The organism is Luteimonas arsenica (assembly GCF_004352825.1).
Lineage (GTDB): Bacteria > Pseudomonadota > Gammaproteobacteria > Xanthomonadales > Xanthomonadaceae > Luteimonas > Luteimonas arsenica.
Genome location: NZ_SJRW01000001.1, coordinates 1,487,583 through 1,505,382, shown reverse-complemented (window position 1 = coordinate 1,505,382; position 17,800 = coordinate 1,487,583). Strand labels below are relative to the sequence as shown.

The following is a 17,800-nucleotide window of genomic DNA, read 5'->3' as shown; positions in this document are numbered from 1 at the left end:
CTTGCAACCCCACGTAGGCGAACGCCAGTGACCCCACCCGCAATCCTCGCGCTCGAAGACGGTACGGTCTTCGAAGGCGTTTCCGTAGGCGCGCCCGGCCTGTCCGTCGGCGAAGTCGTGTTCAACACCGCCATGACCGGCTACCAGGAGGTCCTTACCGACCCCTCCTACGCCCGCCAGATCGTCACCCTGACCTATCCCCACATCGGCAACACCGGCTGTACCGGCCAGGACGACGAGTCCGGCCAGGTCTGGTCGGCGGGCCTGATCGTGCGCGACGTGCCGCGCCGGCCGAGCAGCTGGCGCAGCCGCGCCGCGCTCCCGGAGTGGCTGGCCGACCGCGGCGTGGTCGCGATCGCCGGCATCGACACCCGCCGCCTGACCCGCCTGCTGCGCGAGCGCGGCGCCCAGAACGGCGCGGTGATGGCCGGCGACATCGACGTCGACAAGGCGGTCGAGGCCGCGCGCAAGTTCCCGGGTCTCAAGGGCATGGACCTGGCCCAGGTCGTGAGCACCGGCAGCCGCTACGCATGGAACGAGGGCAGCCTGGACCTGGACCGCGACGAGTGGGTGGCCGCGAAGCCGCGCTTCCGCGTGGTGGCCTGGGACTTCGGGGTCAAGCGCAACATCCTGCGCATGCTGGCCGAGCGCGGCTGCGAGGTCACCGTGGTGCCGGCGCGGACCAGCGCCGCCGAGGCACTGGCGCTCAAGCCCGACGGCGTGTTCCTGTCCAACGGCCCCGGCGACCCGGAGCCCTGCGACTACGCGATCGAGGCGATCCGCGAGGTGGTGGCCGCTCGCGTCCCGACCTTCGGCATCTGCCTGGGCCACCAGCTGCTGGGCCTGGCCGTGGGCGCGCGCACGATGAAGATGGCCAACGGCCACCACGGCGCCAACCACCCGGTACAGGACCTGGAGACCGGCCGCGTGATGATCACTTCGCAGAACCACGGCTTCGCCATCGACGAGGCCACGCTGCCGGCCAGCGTCCGCGTCACCCACCGCTCGCTGTTCGACGGCACCAACCAGGGCATCGCCCTGGTCGACGCCCCGGCCTTCAGCTTCCAGGGCCATCCCGAGGCCGCTCCCGGCCCGCACGACGTCGCCCACCTGTTCGACCGCTTCATCGCGCTGATGGAGGCGCAGCACTGATGCCCAGGCGCACCGACCTCAAGACCATCCTCATCATCGGCGCCGGCCCGATCGTCATCGGCCAGGCCTGCGAGTTCGACTACTCCGGCGCGCAGGCGTGCAAGGCGCTGCGCGAGGAGGGCTACCGCGTGGTGCTGGTGAACTCCAACCCGGCCACGATCATGACCGACCCCGACACGGCGGACGCGGTGTACATCGAGCCGATCAACTGGCAGACGGTCGAGAAGATCATCGAGAAGGAGCGCCCCGACGCGCTGCTGCCGACCATGGGCGGGCAGACCGCGCTCAACTGCGCGCTCGACCTCGCCGACCACGGCGTGCTGGAGAAGTACGGCGTCGAGCTGATCGGCGCGAAGCGCGAGGCCATCCGCATGGCCGAGGACCGCGAGCTGTTCCGCGTGGCGATGCAGGAGATCGGCCTGGAGTGCCCGAAGGCGGAGGTCGCGAAGAGCTTCGAGCAGGCGGTCGACATCCAGTCGCGGGTCGGCTACCCCACGATCATCCGGCCCAGCTTCACCCTCGGTGGCAGCGGCGGCGGCATCGCCTACAACAAGGAGGAGTTCGAGGAGATCGCCCGGCGCGGCCTCGAGCTGTCGCCGGTGGGCGAGATCCTGGTCGAGGAGTCGGTGCTGGGCTGGAAGGAATTCGAGATGGAAGTGGTCCGCGACACCGCGGACAACTGCATCATCGTGTGTTCCATCGAGAACCTCGACCCGATGGGCGTGCATACCGGCGACAGCATCACCGTCGCGCCGGCGCAGACCCTGACCGACAAGGAATACCAGCGCTTGCGCCAGGCCTCGATCGACGTGCTGCGCAAGATCGGCGTCGACACCGGCGGTTCCAACGTCCAGTTCGGCATCAACGCCGAGACCGGGCGCGTGGTGGTGATCGAGATGAACCCGCGCGTGTCGCGCTCGTCCGCGCTGGCGTCCAAGGCCACCGGTTTCCCGATCGCCAAGATCGCGGCCAAGCTGGCGGTGGGCTACACGCTTGACGAGCTGAAGAACGAGATCACCGGCGGCCTGACCCCGGCCTCGTTCGAGCCGACGATCGACTACGTGGTCACCAAGATCCCGCGCTTCGCGTTCGAGAAGTTCCCGCAGGCCGATTCGCGCCTGACCACGCAGATGAAGTCGGTGGGCGAGGTGATGGCCATCGGCCGGACCTTCCAGGAGTCGCTGCAGAAAGCGCTGCGCGGGCTGGAAACGGGCAAGGTCGGCCTCGACCCCACCGGCCTGGACCTGGCTTCGGACGAAGGGCAATCGGCGCTGCGACGCGAGCTGCGCGAGCCCGGCCCCGAGCGCCTGTTCCACATTGCCGACGCCTTCCGCGCCGGCATGACGGTGGACGAGGTCTATGCCCTGTCCTGGGTGGACCCCTGGTTCCTCGACCAGATCGAGGACATCATCGCCGCCGAGCGCGAAATCGCGGCCGATGGCGTGGACGCACTGGATGCTTCGCGGCTACGCGAGTTGAAGCGCATGGGCTTCTCCGACGCGCGCCTGTCGCAGCTGGTCGGGGTCGAGGAGAAGGCCGTGCGCGCCCTGCGCCGCGCCTTCGGCATCAAGCCGGTCTACAAGCGCGTGGACTCCTGCGCCGCCGAGTTCGCCACCACCACCGCCTACCTGTATTCGACCTACGAGGACGAGTGCGAAGCCGAGCCTACCGGCCGCGACAAGATCATGGTGCTGGGCGGCGGCCCCAACCGCATCGGCCAGGGCATCGAGTTCGACTACTGCTGCGTGCACGCGGCCCTCGCCCTGCGCGAGGACGGGTACGAGACCATCATGGTCAACTGCAACCCGGAGACGGTCTCGACCGACTACGACACCTCCGACCGCCTGTACTTCGAGCCGGTGACGCTGGAGGACGTGCTGGAGATCGTCGAGCTGGAGAAGCCCAAGGGCGTGATCGTGCACTACGGCGGCCAGACCCCGCTCAAGCTCGCGCGTGCGCTCGAGGCCAACGGCGTGCCGATCATCGGCACCTCGCCGGATTCGATCGACCTGGCCGAGGACCGCGAGCGCTTCCAGAAGCTGGTCGACGGCCTGGGCCTGAAGCAGCCGCCCAACCGCACCGCGCGCAGCGCCGAGCAGGCGCTGGTGCTGGCGCGCGAGGTCGGCTACCCGCTGGTGGTGCGCCCGAGCTACGTGCTCGGCGGCCGCGCCATGGAAGTGGTGCACGCCGACGCCGACCTCGAGCGCTACATGCGCGAGGCGGTGAAGGTGTCCAACGATTCGCCGGTGCTGCTGGACCGCTTCCTCGACAACGCGATCGAGGTCGACATCGACGTCATCGCCGATGCCGAGGGCCGGGTGCTGATCGGCGGCCTGATGGAGCACATCGAGGAAGCCGGCGTGCATTCCGGCGATTCGTCCTGCTCGCTGCCGCCGTATTCGCTGTCCGAGGCGACCCGCGCCAGCCTGCGCGAGCAGGTCGCGGCGCTCGCGCGCAAGCTCGACGTGGTCGGGCTGATGAACACCCAGTTCGCGGTGCAGACCGGCGACGAGGGCGAGGACACGATCTACCTGCTGGAAGTGAACCCGCGTGCCTCGCGCACGGTGCCCTTCGTGTCCAAGGCCACCGGCGTGCCGCTGGCCAAGATCGCGGCGCGCTGCATGGCGGGCCGCACGCTGGCGGAGCAGGGCGCCACCGAGGAGGTGGTGCCCGGGTACTACTCGGTGAAGGAAGCGATCTTCCCCTTCGCCAAGTTCCAGGGCGTGGATCCGATCCTCGGGCCGGAGATGCGCTCGACCGGCGAGGTCATGGGCGTGGGCCGCGATTTCGGCGCCGCCTTCGCGCGCGCGCAGGAAGCGGCCGGCATCCGGGCGCCTGAAGCGGGCAAGGCCTTCGTCTCGGTACGCGATCCAGACAAGAAGCGGGTGCTGCCGGTGGCCCGGGCCCTGGTCGAGCGCGGCTTCGCCCTGGTCGCCACCTCGGGCACCGCGGCCTGGCTGCGCGACAATGGCTTCGACTGCGAACAGGTCAACAAGGTCGCCGAGGGCCGGCCGCACATCGTCGACCTGATCAAGAACGGCGAAATCGCCTACATCGTCAACACCACCGAAGGGCGCCAGGCGATCGCGGATTCGTTCTCGATCCGCCGCGAGGCGCTGCAGCAGCGGGTGACCTATTCGACCACCATTGCCGGTGCGAAGGCCCTGCTGCATTCTCTGGACTATCGCGGCAGCGGCCCGGTGTGGGCGCTGCACGAACTGCACGAGGAGTTGAAGCGGACATGAGACCACCGATCACGGCACAGGGAGCGCAGCGCCTGCGCGCGGAGCTGGAAGAACTCAAGGGCGTCCAGCGGCCTGCCGTCATCAACGCGATCGCCGAGGCGCGTGCCCACGGCGACCTGAAGGAGAACGCGGAGTACCACGCCGCGCGCGAGCAGCAGGGCTTCATCGAGGGCCGCATCAAGCAGCTCGAGAGCGAGCTGTCGCACGCCCAGGTGATCGACGTGTCCTCGCTCGACGTCGGCGACAAGGTCGTGTTCGGCGCCACCGTGGTGCTGTCCCCGGAGGACGGCGGCGACGAGAAGCGCTACCAGATCGTCGGCGACCTCGAGGCCGACATCAAGCAGGGCCAGATCGCGATTTCCTCGCCTGTGGCGCGTGCGCTGATCGGCAAGCACGAGGGCGACGTCGTGACCATCGAGGCGCCCGGCGGCACCAGTGAGTACGAGATCGTCGAGGTCAGCTACGGCTGACCCGGCGATGCCGGTTTCCGACACCCTCACCCTGCTGCTCCCGGCCGCGTCGCGGCTCGGGCGGCAGCGCCTGTCCGCGGCGGCGGCGAAAGCGCTCGGTCGTGGCGACCGCCTGGCCGATGGCGACGCCGGTCGGCGGGCGCAGCTGCTGCGGCATTTCCCGCTGCGCGGCGAGGGCTGGCCGATCGCGGCGCTGTCGCGCCAGGCCGAGGTCGGTGATGCCGCTGGCGCGTGCTGGCTGCGCGCCGACCCGGTGTGGCTGCGGCCCGACATCAACGGCGTGCGCCTGCTCGCGCACGGCGAGGCGCTGTCGCTGACCCGGGCCGACTGCGACGAACTGCTGCCGGCGCTGCGCCCGCTGTTCGGGGATGCAGGCTTCGAACTCGACGCGCCGCATCCGGCGCGCTGGTACCTGCGCCTGCCGAAGGAAGCGAAGGTGCCCGTGTTCTCCGACCCCGGCGATGCGCTGGGCGAGGACGTCTTCGACCACCTCGACACCAGTCCGGAAGGCCGGCGCTGGCGCACGCTCGCCAGCGAGGCCCAGATCACCCTGCACAACCACCCGCTCAACGCGCGCCGCGTGGCCCGCGGCCTGGCACCGGTGAACGCGCTGTGGTTCTGGGGAGGCGGGCGACTGCCCGCGGCAACGGCGGGCGATGGCCCGGCCGGCTACAGCGGCGACGACACCGCGCGCGCGCTGGCTTCGGCCGGCGGGCGTGGCGAGGAGCTTCCGGCGGCATTCACCGGCGAACCCGGCGTCTATGACCTGGAAGGCACGCGCGACCTCGCGTGGATCGAGAACGAATGGCTGGCGCCCGCGCTGGAGGCCCTGCGCACGGGCCGGATCGCGGCCCTGCGCCTGGACGACGGCGACGGCTGGCGCCTGGAACTCCGGCGCCGCCACGCGCTGCGCGTCTGGCGCCGTCCGCAGGGATGGCCGGCACCGTGACGCCCCGGCGCAGCATCCGCCGCCGTCCGCCCGTGGAGGCCGGGCAGGCCGCCGACTGGCCGGCCGACATCCCGCCGCTGCTGCGCCGCATCTACGCCGCCCGCGGCGCGACCGACGTCGAGGCCGCGCGTCCGCGCCTGGCCGGGCTGCTGCCGCCGCATGGCCTGCTTGATCTCGATCGCGCGGTCGGACTGCTGTCCACGGCGATCCGCGAGCGCCGCCGCATCCTGGTCGTCGGTGACTTCGACTGCGACGGCGCCACCGCCTGCGCGCTCGCCGTGCGCGGCCTGCGCATGTTCGGCGCGCACGACGTGCTGCACGCGGTGCCGAACCGGATCGTCCACGGCTACGGCCTCTCGCCCGCGCTGGTGGATGAACTGTCGCCGCTGCGTCCCGACCTGCTGGTGACCGTGGACCACGGCATCGCCTGCCATGCCGGGATCGAGGCCGCCAAGGCCCTGGGCTGGCAGGTGCTGGTCACCGACCACCATCTCCCCGGCGAGCGGCTGCCGGCGGCCGACGCCATCGTCAATCCGAACCGCGAGGGCGACGACTTCGGCAGCAAGGTGCTGGCCGGCGTGGGCGTCATGTTCTACGTGCTGCTGGCCCTGCGCGCGAGCCTGCGCGACGAGGGCCGGCTGGAAGGCAAGGGGCCGGACCTCGCGCAGCTGCTGGACCTGGTCGCCGTCGGCACCGTGGCCGACCTGGTGCCGCTGGACGCGAACAACCGCGCCCTGGTCGCGGCCGGCCTGCGCCGCCTGCGCGCGGGGCAGGGCTGCGCCGGGCTCAAGGCGCTGGTGGAGGTGTCCGGCCGCCGCGCGGAGCTGCTGTCCGCCGCTGACATCGGCTTCGCCGTCGGTCCGCGGCTTAACGCCGCCGGGCGCCTGGAGGACATGGCACTCGGCATCGAATGCCTGCTCTGCGACGATCCGGCACGGGCGCAGGAACTGGCGCGGCAGCTCGACGCGATCAACCGCGAACGCCGCAACGTGCAGCAGGCGATGCTGGACGAAGCCGAGCGCGCGCTCACGGCGCAGTCGCTCGACGCGCTGGTGCAGGGCGATGCGGGCATGGCCGCGGTCTGCGCCTTCGAACCCGGCTGGCATCCGGGCGTGGTCGGTCTGGTGGCTTCGAAGCTCAAGGAGCGGCTGCACCGGCCGGTGGTCGCGTTCGCGCCGTCCGAACCCGGCAGCGCCAGCCTGCGCGGCTCGGCGCGCTCGATCCCGGGCTTCCACGTGCGCGATGCCCTGGCGGCGATCGACGCGCGCCATCCGGGGCTGATCGAACGCTTCGGCGGTCACGCGATGGCGGCGGGGCTGACCCTGGACGTTTCGCGGCTGGACACGTTCCAGGCCGCGTTCCAGGCCCACGCCGCGGACACCCTCGACGCCGCCACCCTGCAGGCGACCCTCGACAGCGACGGTGCACTGGCAGCGCACGAGTTCGACCGCGTGCATGCCGAGGCGCTGCGCGACGGCGGTCCTTGGGGCCAGGGCTTCCCGGAACCGCTGTTCGACGGTGAGTTCGAGGTCGTCGACTGGCGCGTGGTCGGCGAACGCCATCTCAAGCTTGGCCTGCGCTGCGAAGGTGTGCGGACGCAGCTGCCTGCGATCCACTTCGGTGCCTGGCACGGCGAACCGCCACCCTCGCGGCTGCATGTCGCCTACCGGCTGGCGCCAGACGACTACCGCGGTGGCGACGCGATCCAGCTGGTCGTGGAGGATGCCGTGCCGGCCGTGGGCCGTCGCGCTGCGGATCGGGTCGAAGCGACCGGATCCGGCAGCTAGGCGCGCGCCGCGGCGGGCGAGGGCCGGTACAGGCCCAGCCAGCGGGCGACGAACACGGCGCCCAGCAGGGCGATCACGAAACCGGCGGCCGAGAAGAAGAACGCCGCGGCGTGCCGCTCCGGCCAGCCGGCTGCTGCATAGGCGGCTTCGAGCAGCGAGGTCGCGCCATAGCCGACCACCAGTGCGCAGGCCACGCGCGCCCCGCGACGGGCCAGGCCGGTGGCGTCGTCCGGCCAGCCGAACCGCATCAATCCTCCGATGCACAGCAGGGTGCCGGCGACTTCACCGGCCTGGCCGGGATCGATCCAGGGCACGGCCCACGCGGCCGCCGCCAGCATGCATGTCGCAACCAGCGCGATCGTCCAGCTTCGCCAGGCACGTGCCCCTGACGCCTGCAAGCGGCCCATGAACGCCCACGCAAGGACCGCTACGGCCGTGCCCACCACCAGCCCGCCGATCACGTCGGCCAGGAAGTGCCGGCCGAGGTACATCCGCGACAGCCCCATCAGCAGCGGCCAGGCCACCACCAGGCCCCAGATCCACGCCGCCCGCGCGCGGAAGAACAGGGCAAGTGCGAGCACGAACGCCAGCGCCGCGCTGGTGTGGCCGCTGACGAAACCGTAGCTGGGGTCGCGGGTCTCGCGCTTCGCCGTGATCGCTTCCTCGGAGGGCAGGCCCCAGAAGTGGTCCGCCGCGCCGTCCGCGACCAGGTGTCGACCACTCTTGCCCTCGTACAGCACCCGCGCGTCGACCTCGCTCGGCCGCGGCAGGCCGAAGCCCTGCTTGAAGCCCTCGGTCACAAAGGCCGTCAGCACCAGCGCCAGCAGCACGCCCATGCCCGGACGCAGGCGGATTCCGAACAGCAGCACCAGTATCGCCGGCATGTAGAACCAGGCTTCCCCGATCCAGCTCATGAAGCGCATCAAGGCGTCGAACCAGGGAGCCTGGAACTGCTGCAGCCAGAGGATGGGGTCGACTTCGAACATGCGGGACGTCCTTGATGGTTACGGGGGCATTCAGCAGCAGGTGGCCGGTGATGGTACCCAGTGGTCCGCCTGGCGAGGTCGGCCAGCGCGGCCCGGCGGGTCCCCGGAATTGCTAGAATCCGCCTCTTTCCAAGCGGATACACCGGCAGATGATGGAGCTCAATCCCGTCCGCCAGCGCATCGCCGACCTCAAGGGCCGGCTGGATGCGCTGAGGGGGTTTCTTTGACTACGACACCAAGCGCGAGCGCCTCGAGGAAGTAGAGCGCGAACTCGAGAACCCGGACATCTGGAACGATCCCGAGCGCGCGCAGGCGCTGGGGCGCGAGCGTGCGACGCTCGACAAGACCGTCAACGGCATCCGCGACCTGACCGAGGGCCTGGTCGGCGCGGCCGAACTGCTGGACCTGGCCGAGGCCGAAGGCGACGAGGAAACCGCACAGGCGGTGGTCGCCGACGTCGAGAACTACAATGGCCAGGTCGAGAAGCTGGAATTCCAGCGCATGTTCTCCGGCAAGATGGATTCGACCAATGCCTACGTCGACATCCAGGCCGGCGCCGGCGGCACCGAGGCCCAGGACTGGGCCGAGATCCTGCTGCGCATGTACCTGCGCTGGGCCGAGAGCCGCGGCTGGAAGACCGAGCTGATGGAGGCCAGCGGCGGCGACGTCGCCGGCATCAAGTCGGCCACGGTGCGCATCGAGGGCGACTTCGCCTACGGCTGGCTGAAGACCGAAACCGGCGTCCATCGCCTGGTGCGCAAGTCGCCGTTCGACTCCGACAACCGCCGCCACACCAGTTTCACCTCGGTGTTCGTGTCGCCGGAAGTCGACGACAGCATCGACATCCAGATCAACCCGGCCGACCTCAAGACCGACGTCTATCGTTCGTCCGGCGCCGGCGGCCAGCACGTCAACAAGACCGAGTCGGCGGTGCGCATCACCCACGTGCCCACCGGCATCGTGGTCGCCTGCCAGACCGGCCGCAGCCAGCACTCCAACCGCGACACCGCGATGAAGATGCTGGCGGCCAAGCTGTACGAGCTCGAGATCCAGAAGCGCAACGCCGAGCGCGACGCGGTGGAAGCCACCAAGTCCGACATCGGCTGGGGCAGCCAGATCCGCAATTACGTGCTCGACCAGAGCCGGATCAAGGACCTGCGCACCGGCGTCGAGCGCTCGGACACGCAGAACGTGCTCGACGGCGACCTCGACGAGTTCATCGAGGCCAGCCTGAAGTCGGGGCTAGAGGCTGGCGCCAAACGCGCCGACGCTGTCTGATCGCAGGATTGCGGTGGCACTGCCACCGCTCCTGCAGCAGCGGCGCCGACCGCCTAGCACGCCGCCGGCCCGCCGGTGCCCCCCCAAGCCACACCCGTTTCCCGAGAGAATCCATGACCACGCCCGCACAGCCCCAGCCCGCCGCCGACGATAACAGCCTCATCGCCGAGCGTCGCGGCAAACTGGCCGCGCTGCGCGGGCAGGGCGTCGCGTTCCCGAACGACTTCCGCCGCGGCGACCACGCAGGCGACCTGCAGGACGAGTACGCGGACGTGGACGCCTGGAACGCCGAGGCGCTCGAGGCCACCGGCCGCCGCGTCGCCGTGGCCGGGCGCCTGCTGGCCAAGCGCGTGATGGGCAAGGCCGCCTTCGCCCAGGTCCAGGACGTCAGCGGCCGCATCCAGCTGTTCCTGCAGGCCAACGCCCTGGGCGAGGCCTACGAGGCCTTCAAGGGCTGGGACGTGGGCGACATCATCGCCGCCGAGGGCGGGCTCACCCGCACGCGCACCGGCGAACTGTCGGTGAAGGCGGACGCGCTGCGCCTGCTGACGAAGTCGCTCCGCCCGCTGCCGGACAAGTGGCACGGCCTGGCCGACGTCGAGCAGCGCTACCGCCAGCGCTACGTCGACCTGATCGTGAACCCCGACGCACGCGAGGTGTTCGTGGTGCGCTCGAAGGTGGTCGCGGCGATGCGCCGCTGGCTGGACGCGCGCCGCTTCCTGGAAGTGGAGACGCCGATGATGCATTACATCGCCGGCGGCGCCACCGCGCGCCCGTTCACCACCCACCACAACGCGCTCGACCTCGAGCTTTACCTGCGCGTGGCGCCGGAGCTGTACCTCAAGCGCCTGGTGGTCGGCGGCTTCGAGCGCGTGTACGAGATCAACCGCAACTTCCGCAACGAGGGCGTGAGCACCCGCCACAACCCCGAGTTCACGATGCTCGAACTGTACGAGGCCTATGCCACGTACACCGAAGTCATGGACCTGACCGAGCAGATGATCCGCGACGTCGCGCTGGAAGCGGCCGGCGGCAGCCGCTTCGCATGGGACGGCCACGACATCGACCTCGCGCCGGCCTTCCGCCGCTGGAAGATGGAAGACGCGGTGCGCGAACTCAACCCGGAGATCAGCGCCGTCGACTGCCGCGACCGCGAGGCGCTGGCCGCGCACTGCGCCCGTCTGGGAATCAAGGCCAGGCCGTCCTGGGGCTGGGGCAAGCTGCTGCTGGAGATCTTCGAGGCCACGGTCGAGGGCGGGCTGGTGCAGCCGACCTTCATCACCCACTACCCGGTGGAGGTCTCGCCGCTGGCGCGCGAGTCGGACACCGAGCCCGGCATCACCGACCGCTTCGAACTGTTCATCGGCGGCAAGGAGATGGCCAACGGCTTCTCCGAACTCAACGACCCCGAGGACCAGGCCGCGCGCTTCCGCGCCCAGGTCGAGGCCAAGGCCGGCGGCGACGACGAGGCCATGCACTACGACGCCGACTACATCCGCGCGCTCGAGGTCGGCATGCCGCCCACCGGCGGCCTGGGCGTGGGCATCGACCGGCTGGTGATGCTGCTGACCGGCTCGTCCTCGATCCGCGACGTGCTGCTGTTCCCCTACATGCGCCCCCTGGGCGTATCCCAGGAGTGACGCGATTGGGCCGCAAGTGCCCGATTCACGTGGCAACTGACGTATCCTCGGGACGGAGGGGCCCCGTAAGGGCCCTCCGGGCGGGCACGATGCCTGCTTGCATTCGATTCGTCGGCTCGCCGGTACAGGCGGAGCCGCGTCCACCGGGCCGAGGAAGGTGATCAGGTGAACATCGTCATCGTCGACGACCAGACCTCCGCCCGCACCATGATGCGGCACATACTCGAGGACATCAGTCCCGAGCTGGAAGTGCTCGACTTCAGCGAGCCGCAGGAAGCCCTGCGCTGGTGCGAGGACAATCGCCCGGACCTGCTGCTGCTCGACTACCGGATGCCGGTGATGGACGGCCTGGAGTTCGCGCGCCGCTTCCGGCGCCCGATGCTGCACCGCGACGTCCCGATCGTACTGGTGACCGTGGTGGGCGATGAGCCCATCCGCCAGGCGGCGCTCGATGCCGGGGTGATCGACTTCCTGGTGAAGCCGGTGCGTCCGCGCGAGCTGCGCGCGCGATGCCGCAACCTGCTGCAGCTCCGCCAGCAGGCGGAGTCGGTCAAGCAGCGCGCGCTGTCGCTGGAGCAGCGCCTGCTGTCGAGCATGCACGAGGTCGAGGAGCGCGAGCGCGAGACCCTGACCCGGCTGGCCCGCGCCATCGCCTACCGGGATGCCGGCACCAGCGCCAACCTGGCGCGGCTGGCGGCGGTGGCCGGCATCGTTGCCGAGGGCCTCGGGCTCAGCGAGGACGAGGTCCGCACCATCGAGCTGGCCGCGCCCCTGCACGACATCGGCAAGATCGCCATTCCCGACGCGGTGCTGCTCAAGCCCGGCCCGCTGACCGAGGAGGAGCTGGCGGTGATGCGGCGCCACCCGGAAATCGGCCACGAGCTGCTGAAGGACAGCCAGAACCGCTTCGTGCAGATGGGGGCGACCATCGCCCTGCGCCACCAGGAGCGCTACGACGGCAGCGGCTATCCGGGCGGCCTGGCCGGCGAGTCCATCCCGCTGGAGGCGCGGGTGGTGGCGGTGGCCGATGTCTTTGACGCGCTGCTTTCCGAGCGCCCCTACAAGAAAGCATGGACCATGGACGAGACCCTGGACTACATCGCCCGGGAGAGCGGGCGCCTCTTCGATCCGCGCTGCGTAGATGCGCTGCTGGCCAACCGTGCGCGCGTCGAGGACGCCTGCGCGCGCCATGCCGCCGAAAGCGCGGTGGTTGCGGCTGCCGGGGCCGGGCAGGCCTGAGCCGATGATGCCTGTCCTGCGATGGGCCAGGCAGCGCCTGGCCAACCGACCCGACAGCGAGCACGGGCAGGCGCTGGTGCGCCTGACGATGCTGGTGGTGGTGGTGGCCTACCTGCAGCTGGTGGTCAGTGGTCGGCCCGAGGTCGCGCAGGCGCTGCGGCTGTCGCAGCAGCTGCTGACGGTGGAGTTCGCGGTCGCCTTCCTGATCCTGGGGTGGCTGCTGGCGCGCCCGGGCGTCTCGTATCCCCGCCGCGTGCTGGGCATGGTTGCCGACTACAGCCTGATGGGCGTCGGCATGTACCTGCTCGGGGACCTGCTGGCCTGGATGTACGTGGTGATCATGTGGGTCACCGTCGGCAACGGCCTGCGCTACGGACCGCGCTGGCTGTACCTGGCGATCGGCTTCGCCGCGGTGTCGTTCGGCGCCGTGCTCGCGACCACGCCCTACTGGCAGCAGAACCTGTGGCTGGGCGGTGGCCTGTTGATCGGCCTGGCCGCAGTGCCGCTCTACCTCAGTTCGCTGCTGCGCCAGCTGGTGCAGGCCAAGGAAGCCGCGCAGGCGGCCAACCGCGCCAAGAGCCGCTTCCTGGCCAACATCAGCCACGAGCTGCGCACGCCGCTCAACGGCATCCTCGGCATGTCCGAACTGCTGGTCTCGACCCCGTTGACCGCCGAGCAGCGCGACAGCGCCGAGGTCATCCGCACCTCGGCGCGCGCCCTGCAGATGCTGGTGGACGAAGTGCTGGACCTGTCCAGCCTGGAGGCGGGAAAGTTCAGGCGCAGCGACGCCGATTTCTCGCTTGCTGAACTGGTCCGCGGGATCCAGCTGATGCTCGAACCCGGCGCACACGCGAAGGGCCTGGTGTTCGAATCGAAGCTGGGCGGGGACGTACCCGACCAGCTGCACGGGGACGGCAACCACCTTCGCCACGTGCTGGTGAACCTGTTGTCGAACGCGATCAAGTTCACCGATTCCGGAAGCGTGTCGCTCCACGTGGAGCGGCTGCCGGCCGAGGACGGCTTCGCCTGGCTGCGCTTCTCGGTCCGCGACACCGGCATCGGCATCCCGGCGGCGGCGCAGGGCCGGATTTTCGAGGCCTTCGAACAGGCCGACAACGGTCTTGCCCGCCGATTCGGCGGCTCCGGCCTGGGGACCACCATCGCCAAGGCGCTCGCCGAGCAGCTCGGCGGCAGCATCTGCCTGGAGAGCGAGCCGGGCAAGGGCTCGCACTTCTGGGTCGACCTGCCGTTCGTGGCGATCGAGCCGTCGGCGGTCCGGGATGGCGGCAACATCATCCCGTTCAGCGACCCCTTCGTGCGGCACCGTGCGCGCGTGCGGCCGATGCGCGTGCTGGTGGCCGACGACCAGGGGGCCAACCTGATGGTCATGCGCAGGCTGCTCGAGAAGGCGGGGCACCGGCCGCAGGTCGTGGACGACGGCGAGGACGTGCTCGACGCGCTGGAGGCGCAGTCCTTCGACGCGGTCATCATCGACCTGCACATGCCCGGGGGCAGCGGCTTGGAGGTATTGAAGCAGGCCCGCTTCATGGAGGCCGGCCGCAAGCGCACGCCCTTCATCGTGCTCACCGCCGATGCCACGCCCGAAGCACGCCTGGAATGCGAGCGCGCCGGCGCCTATGCCTTCATGACCAAGCCGGTGGTGGTCGACCGCCTGCTGGAGCGGCTGGCGGCAATCGCGGATGGCGAGGCGCCGGAGCTGGCCGGTCCGCAGCAGGCTGCGGCGGACGCGGGGCAGGGCGACGGCAGCGTGATCTCCCAGCACATCCTCGACGAGCTCCGCGAGATGGGCCTGGGCGACGAGTTCGTACAGCGTTTCCTGGGCGAATGCGCGCGGGACGCGCGCAAGTGCGTGGCCGAGCTTGAGTCCGCCGGCCTGGCCGCGAACTGGGGCGGTTTCCGCGACGCCTGCCATGCGCTCAAGGGCGCGGCGGGCAACATGGGCGCGGTGCGCCTGTCGGACGAGGCCTCGCACGGGATGCGCATGTCCACCGACGAGCTGGTCCGCGAGTGGCCGGGCATGGTGCGGGTGCTGCGCCAGCAGCTGGAGCAGGCCTTGTCAGCGCTGCGCGCGCGCGGTGACCTGGCCCGGGGCGATGCCGCCACCGGGCCGGACAGTGCCTGAGGCGCGGGATCAGCCGCCGCGGACGGCCGAACTGCCCTTGGCCGCCGAAGCCGGTCGCTGCAACTGGGCACGCACCAGCCGCTCCATCATCCGCAGCTGGCGATCACCGAGCTGCAGGGCGGTGTCCACCCAGATGTGCGTGATCTTCATGAGTTCCTCGTGCGTGACCGGGTCGACCGCGTCGCGCACGCGGTGGAGCGCGAGACGGGCGGCGGCGATGCGGCGGTTGTGGCGGATCAGCTCGTTGACCTCGCGCACGCCTTCGCCCGGCTCGGCCAGCACGTCGACGATGCCCATTTCGTGCAGCTGTTCGCTGCTGTACATCACGCCGTCGAGCATCATCTCTTCGGCACGCCTGGGGCCGACACGGCGCGAGAGCAGCGAGTACGCGCCCATGCCCGGGAACAGGCCGAACAGCACCTCCGGGAAGCCCATCTGCACGCCGCGTTCGGCGACGATGGTCTGGCAGGCGAGCGCCAGCTCGAAGCCGCCGCCCAGGGCGTCACCCTGGACCAGGGCCACGGTGTGGGCGTCGGGGTGCAGGCGGGTGTGGAGCAGGTGGATGCTGTCCACGCATTCAGTGGCGTAGCGGAGCAGGCCTCCGCGGTCTCGCTCCCGGATCAGGCGCGCGAAGAGATCCAGGTCGCCGCCCAGGTTGAATACGTGCGCGTCGGAGCCGATGACGATGTGCGAAAGGGCCGGTGCGGGTCCTTCGGCCGCGGCTGCGCTGGCCTCGCAGCCCTCGATCGCCTCTCGCGCGAACAGTCGCAGTTCACGAAGCAGCCGCGGAGAGAAGCAGGGCCGGTACGAGGCGTCGCTGAAGGCCTGCCTGGCGTGCATGTGGCACCAGTGCGAGGCATTGGACGGATCGTGGGTGATGCGGATGGTGGCCAGGTCCGTGGCGGTGTTGCCGTGAAGCAGTTCGACGTTCATGTGGAGGTCCCCTGTCGCGCAGGACGCCTCCAGCCGGGCCCGCCGGTGGCGTCCTGGAAATAAGATGAATGCCCGTTGCGGGCCATCTATGCGCCGTTTCCCCCGCTTCGGCAAGCGAGGAAGGGCTTCCGGGAGCCGGTATGACTCCCGTCAGGGTAAAAATGTGAACTGAGTCACAAATCAGGCGGAGACTTCGTCGCGCAGTTCCCGGCGGAGGATCTTGCCGACGTTGGTCTTGGGCAGCTCGTCGCGGAACTCGATGTAGCGCGGCTGCTTGTAGCCGGTCAGCTCGTTGCGGGCATGCGCCTTCACCTGTTCTGCGGTGAGCGAGGGATCCTTCTTCACGATCACCAGCTTGACCGCCTCGCCGGACTTCTCGTCGGGCACGCCCACGGCGGCGACCTCAAGCACGCCCGGCATCATCGCGATCACGTCCTCGATCTCGTTGGGATACACGTTGAAGCCCGAGACCAGGATCATGTCCTTCTTGCGGTCGACGATGTAGAAGAAACCACCCTCGTCCATGCGCGCCATGTCACCGGTGTGCAACCAGCCGTCGGCATCGATCGCCGTGGCGGTGTCCTCCGGGCGCTGCCAGTAGCCGCGCATCACCTGCGGGCCCTTGATGCAGAGCTCGCCGACTTCGCCGACCGGCAGGATGCGGCCTTCCTCGTCCTTGATGCAGGCATCGGTGGAGGGCACGGGCAGGCCGATGGCGCCGTTGTACTCGGCCAGGTCCATCGGATTGATGCAGGCCGCGGGCGAGGTCTCGGTCAGGCCGTAGGCCTCGACCAGGGTCACGCCGGTGACCTTTTTCCAGCGCTCGGCGACCGAACGCTGCACGGCCATGCCGCCGCCAAGCGTCAGGCGCAGCTGCGAGAAGTCGACGTCCTCGAAGCCGGGTGTGTTGAGCAGACCGTTGAACAGGGTGTTGACGCCGGTGATCGCGGTGAAGGGCTCGCGCTTGAGCTCCTTGACGAAGCCGGGCATGTCGCGCGGGTTGGTGATCAGGATGTTCTTGGCGCCGAACTTGGTGAATACCAGGCCGTTCGCCGTCAGCGCGAAGATGTGGTACAGCGGCAGCGCCGTGACAATCACTTCCTGGCCGGGCTTGGCCTGCTTGCTGACCCAGGCCGAGGCCTGCTGCATGTTCGCCACCAGGTTGCGGTGGGTGAGCATCGCGCCCTTGGCCACGCCGGTGGTGCCGCCGGTGTACTGCAGGAAGGCGATGTCCTCGCGGTCGATGTCGACCTTCGGCAACGCGTGGGCGCTGCCGGCCTTGAGCGCGTCGCGGAAGCGGATCGTGCCCTGGATCGAGTAGTCCGGCACCATTTTCTTGATGTGCCTGACCACGAAGTTGACGATCGCGCTCTTGGGAAAGCCGAGCATGTCGCCCAGGCCGGTGGTGATGACCTTCTCGACCTTGCTGTCGGCCAGCACCTTCTGCACCACGTGGCCGAAGTTGTCGAGCACCAGGATCGCGCGCGCCCCCGAGTCGACCAGCTGGTGGCGCAGCTCGCGCGCGGTGTACATCGGGTTGGTGTTGACCACCGCGAGCCCGGCGCGCAGCGCGCCGAAGGTCGCGATCGGGTACTGCAGGCAGTTGGGCATCATGATCGCGATGCGATCGCCCTTCTTCAGCTTCAGCTCGCCCAGCAGGTAGGCCGCGAACTGGTTGCTCAATGTGTCGAGTTCACCGTAGGTGATCGCCACGCCCATGTTGGAGAACGCGGGCTGGTCGCGGTACTTCTCGATCGCCTCCTGCAGCAGCGCGGGGATGGAGGGGTATTCGTCGGCGTCGATGTCCGCCGGGATGCCTTGCGGATAGTTCGCCAGCCACGGCCGTTCAGTGCTGCTCATTCAATCCCCCTCGGGCGGTTTGCCGCCAAGCTCCATGCCTTGGCGTATCGTCTGGATTGGATCACAGGCCTCCGCGATGCGGCAAGGCGCAGTGCAGCTATGCTGGCGCGAGGTTGAC

The 17,800-nt window shown here is 69.8% G+C and carries 12 protein-coding genes; 9 read left to right on the top strand and 3 right to left on the bottom strand.

The features are described 5' to 3' along the window. Positions 1–27 precede the first annotated feature (27 nt). Genes carA through recJ form a run of 5 tightly spaced genes read left to right on the top strand, consistent with a single transcriptional unit; the run spans position 28 to position 7,603 of the window. A complete protein-coding gene (gene carA / locus E2170_RS06885; protein WP_132999822.1) occupies positions 28–1,152 on the top strand; it encodes a glutamine-hydrolyzing carbamoyl-phosphate synthase small subunit in 1,125 nt (374 codons plus the stop codon). Beyond that, entirely contained in the window at positions 1,152–4,397 is a 3,246-nt protein-coding gene (gene carB, locus E2170_RS06880) for a carbamoyl-phosphate synthase large subunit (RefSeq protein WP_132999821.1), read from the top strand. The genes carA and carB overlap by 1 nt, the downstream gene beginning before the upstream one ends. After that, positions 4,394–4,867, top strand: coding sequence for a transcription elongation factor GreA (gene greA, locus E2170_RS06875; RefSeq protein ID WP_132999820.1), 474 nt, complete (start codon positions 4,394–4,396; stop codon positions 4,865–4,867). The genes carB and greA overlap by 4 nt, the downstream gene beginning before the upstream one ends. A 7-nt stretch (positions 4,868–4,874) precedes the next feature. Beyond that, positions 4,875–5,816 carry a phosphoglycerate mutase gene (locus E2170_RS06870; RefSeq protein WP_243708078.1) on the top strand — a complete coding sequence of 314 codons (942 nt, stop codon included), beginning with the start codon at positions 4,875–4,877 and terminating at the stop codon, positions 5,814–5,816. Beyond that, positions 5,813–7,603: a single-stranded-DNA-specific exonuclease RecJ gene (gene recJ, locus E2170_RS06865; RefSeq protein WP_425477830.1), complete on the top strand. Its 1,791-nt coding sequence runs from the start codon at positions 5,813–5,815 to the stop codon at positions 7,601–7,603. Before E2170_RS06870 ends, recJ begins: the two co-directional genes overlap by 4 nt. Here recJ and E2170_RS06860 read toward each other — a convergent pair. Beyond that, positions 7,600–8,589, bottom strand: a complete 990-nt coding sequence (locus E2170_RS06860) for a phosphatase PAP2 family protein (RefSeq protein WP_132999818.1) — start codon at positions 8,587–8,589, stop codon at positions 7,600–7,602. The two genes, recJ and E2170_RS06860, sit on opposite strands and share 4 nt — an antisense overlap. Positions 8,590–8,738: 149 nt before the next feature. Here E2170_RS06860 and prfB point away from each other — a divergent pair. The 4 genes from prfB to E2170_RS06840 all read left to right on the top strand — a co-directional run bounded on the left by prfB (position 8,739) and on the right by E2170_RS06840 (position 14,889). Beyond that, a protein-coding gene (gene prfB / locus E2170_RS06855; protein WP_132999817.1) for a peptide chain release factor 2 occupies positions 8,739–9,867 on the top strand; the annotation gives its coding sequence in 2 pieces (ribosomal slippage) (positions 8,739–8,813 and positions 8,815–9,867; 1,128 coding nt in all). 113 nt (positions 9,868–9,980) lie between these two features. Continuing rightward, positions 9,981–11,507: a lysine--tRNA ligase gene (gene lysS, locus E2170_RS06850; RefSeq protein ID WP_132999816.1), complete on the top strand. Its 1,527-nt coding sequence runs from the start codon at positions 9,981–9,983 to the stop codon at positions 11,505–11,507. A 165-nt stretch (positions 11,508–11,672) separates the two neighbouring features. Next, entirely contained in the window at positions 11,673–12,746 is a 1,074-nt protein-coding gene (locus E2170_RS06845; protein ID WP_132999815.1) for an HD domain-containing phosphohydrolase, read from the top strand. 7 nt (positions 12,747–12,753) lie between these two features. Continuing rightward, positions 12,754–14,889 carry an ATP-binding protein gene (locus E2170_RS06840; RefSeq protein WP_243708077.1) on the top strand — a complete coding sequence of 712 codons (2,136 nt, stop codon included), beginning with the start codon at positions 12,754–12,756 and terminating at the stop codon, positions 14,887–14,889. Between the two features lie 9 nt (positions 14,890–14,898). Here E2170_RS06840 and E2170_RS06835 read toward each other — a convergent pair whose 3' ends face one another. Together E2170_RS06835 and E2170_RS06830 are read right to left on the bottom strand one after the other, a co-directional pair. Next, positions 14,899–15,822 (bottom strand): crotonase/enoyl-CoA hydratase family protein, encoded by a 924-nt coding sequence (locus tag E2170_RS06835; RefSeq protein ID WP_132999813.1) that lies wholly within the window; start codon positions 15,820–15,822, stop codon positions 14,899–14,901. 180 nt (positions 15,823–16,002) lie between these two features. Next, the gene (locus E2170_RS06830; RefSeq protein WP_132999812.1) at positions 16,003–17,682 is read right to left on the bottom strand and encodes a long-chain fatty acid--CoA ligase; all 1,680 of its coding nucleotides are present in this window, start codon (positions 17,680–17,682) and stop codon (positions 16,003–16,005) included. Between the last annotated feature and the right edge of the window lie 118 nt (positions 17,683–17,800).

Bases quoted from the DNA above. Each gene is read 5' to 3' on its own strand.
- carB (WP_132999821.1), top strand. From the start codon at position 1,152: ATGCCCAGGCGCACCGACCTCAAGACCATCCTCATCATCGGCGCCGGC.
- greA (WP_132999820.1), top strand. From the start codon at position 4,394: ATGAGACCACCGATCACGGCACAGGGAGCGCAGCGCCTGCGCGCGGAG.
- E2170_RS06870 (WP_243708078.1), top strand. From the start codon at position 4,875: ATGCCGGTTTCCGACACCCTCACCCTGCTGCTCCCGGCCGCGTCGCGG.
- E2170_RS06860 (WP_132999818.1), bottom strand. From the start codon at position 8,589: ATGTTCGAAGTCGACCCCATCCTCTGGCTGCAGCAGTTCCAGGCTCCC.
- lysS (WP_132999816.1), top strand. From the start codon at position 9,981: ATGACCACGCCCGCACAGCCCCAGCCCGCCGCCGACGATAACAGCCTC.
- E2170_RS06840 (WP_243708077.1), top strand. From the start codon at position 12,754: ATGCCTGTCCTGCGATGGGCCAGGCAGCGCCTGGCCAACCGACCCGAC.
- E2170_RS06835 (WP_132999813.1), bottom strand. From the start codon at position 15,822: ATGAACGTCGAACTGCTTCACGGCAACACCGCCACGGACCTGGCCACC.
- E2170_RS06830 (WP_132999812.1), bottom strand. From the start codon at position 17,682: ATGAGCAGCACTGAACGGCCGTGGCTGGCGAACTATCCGCAAGGCATC.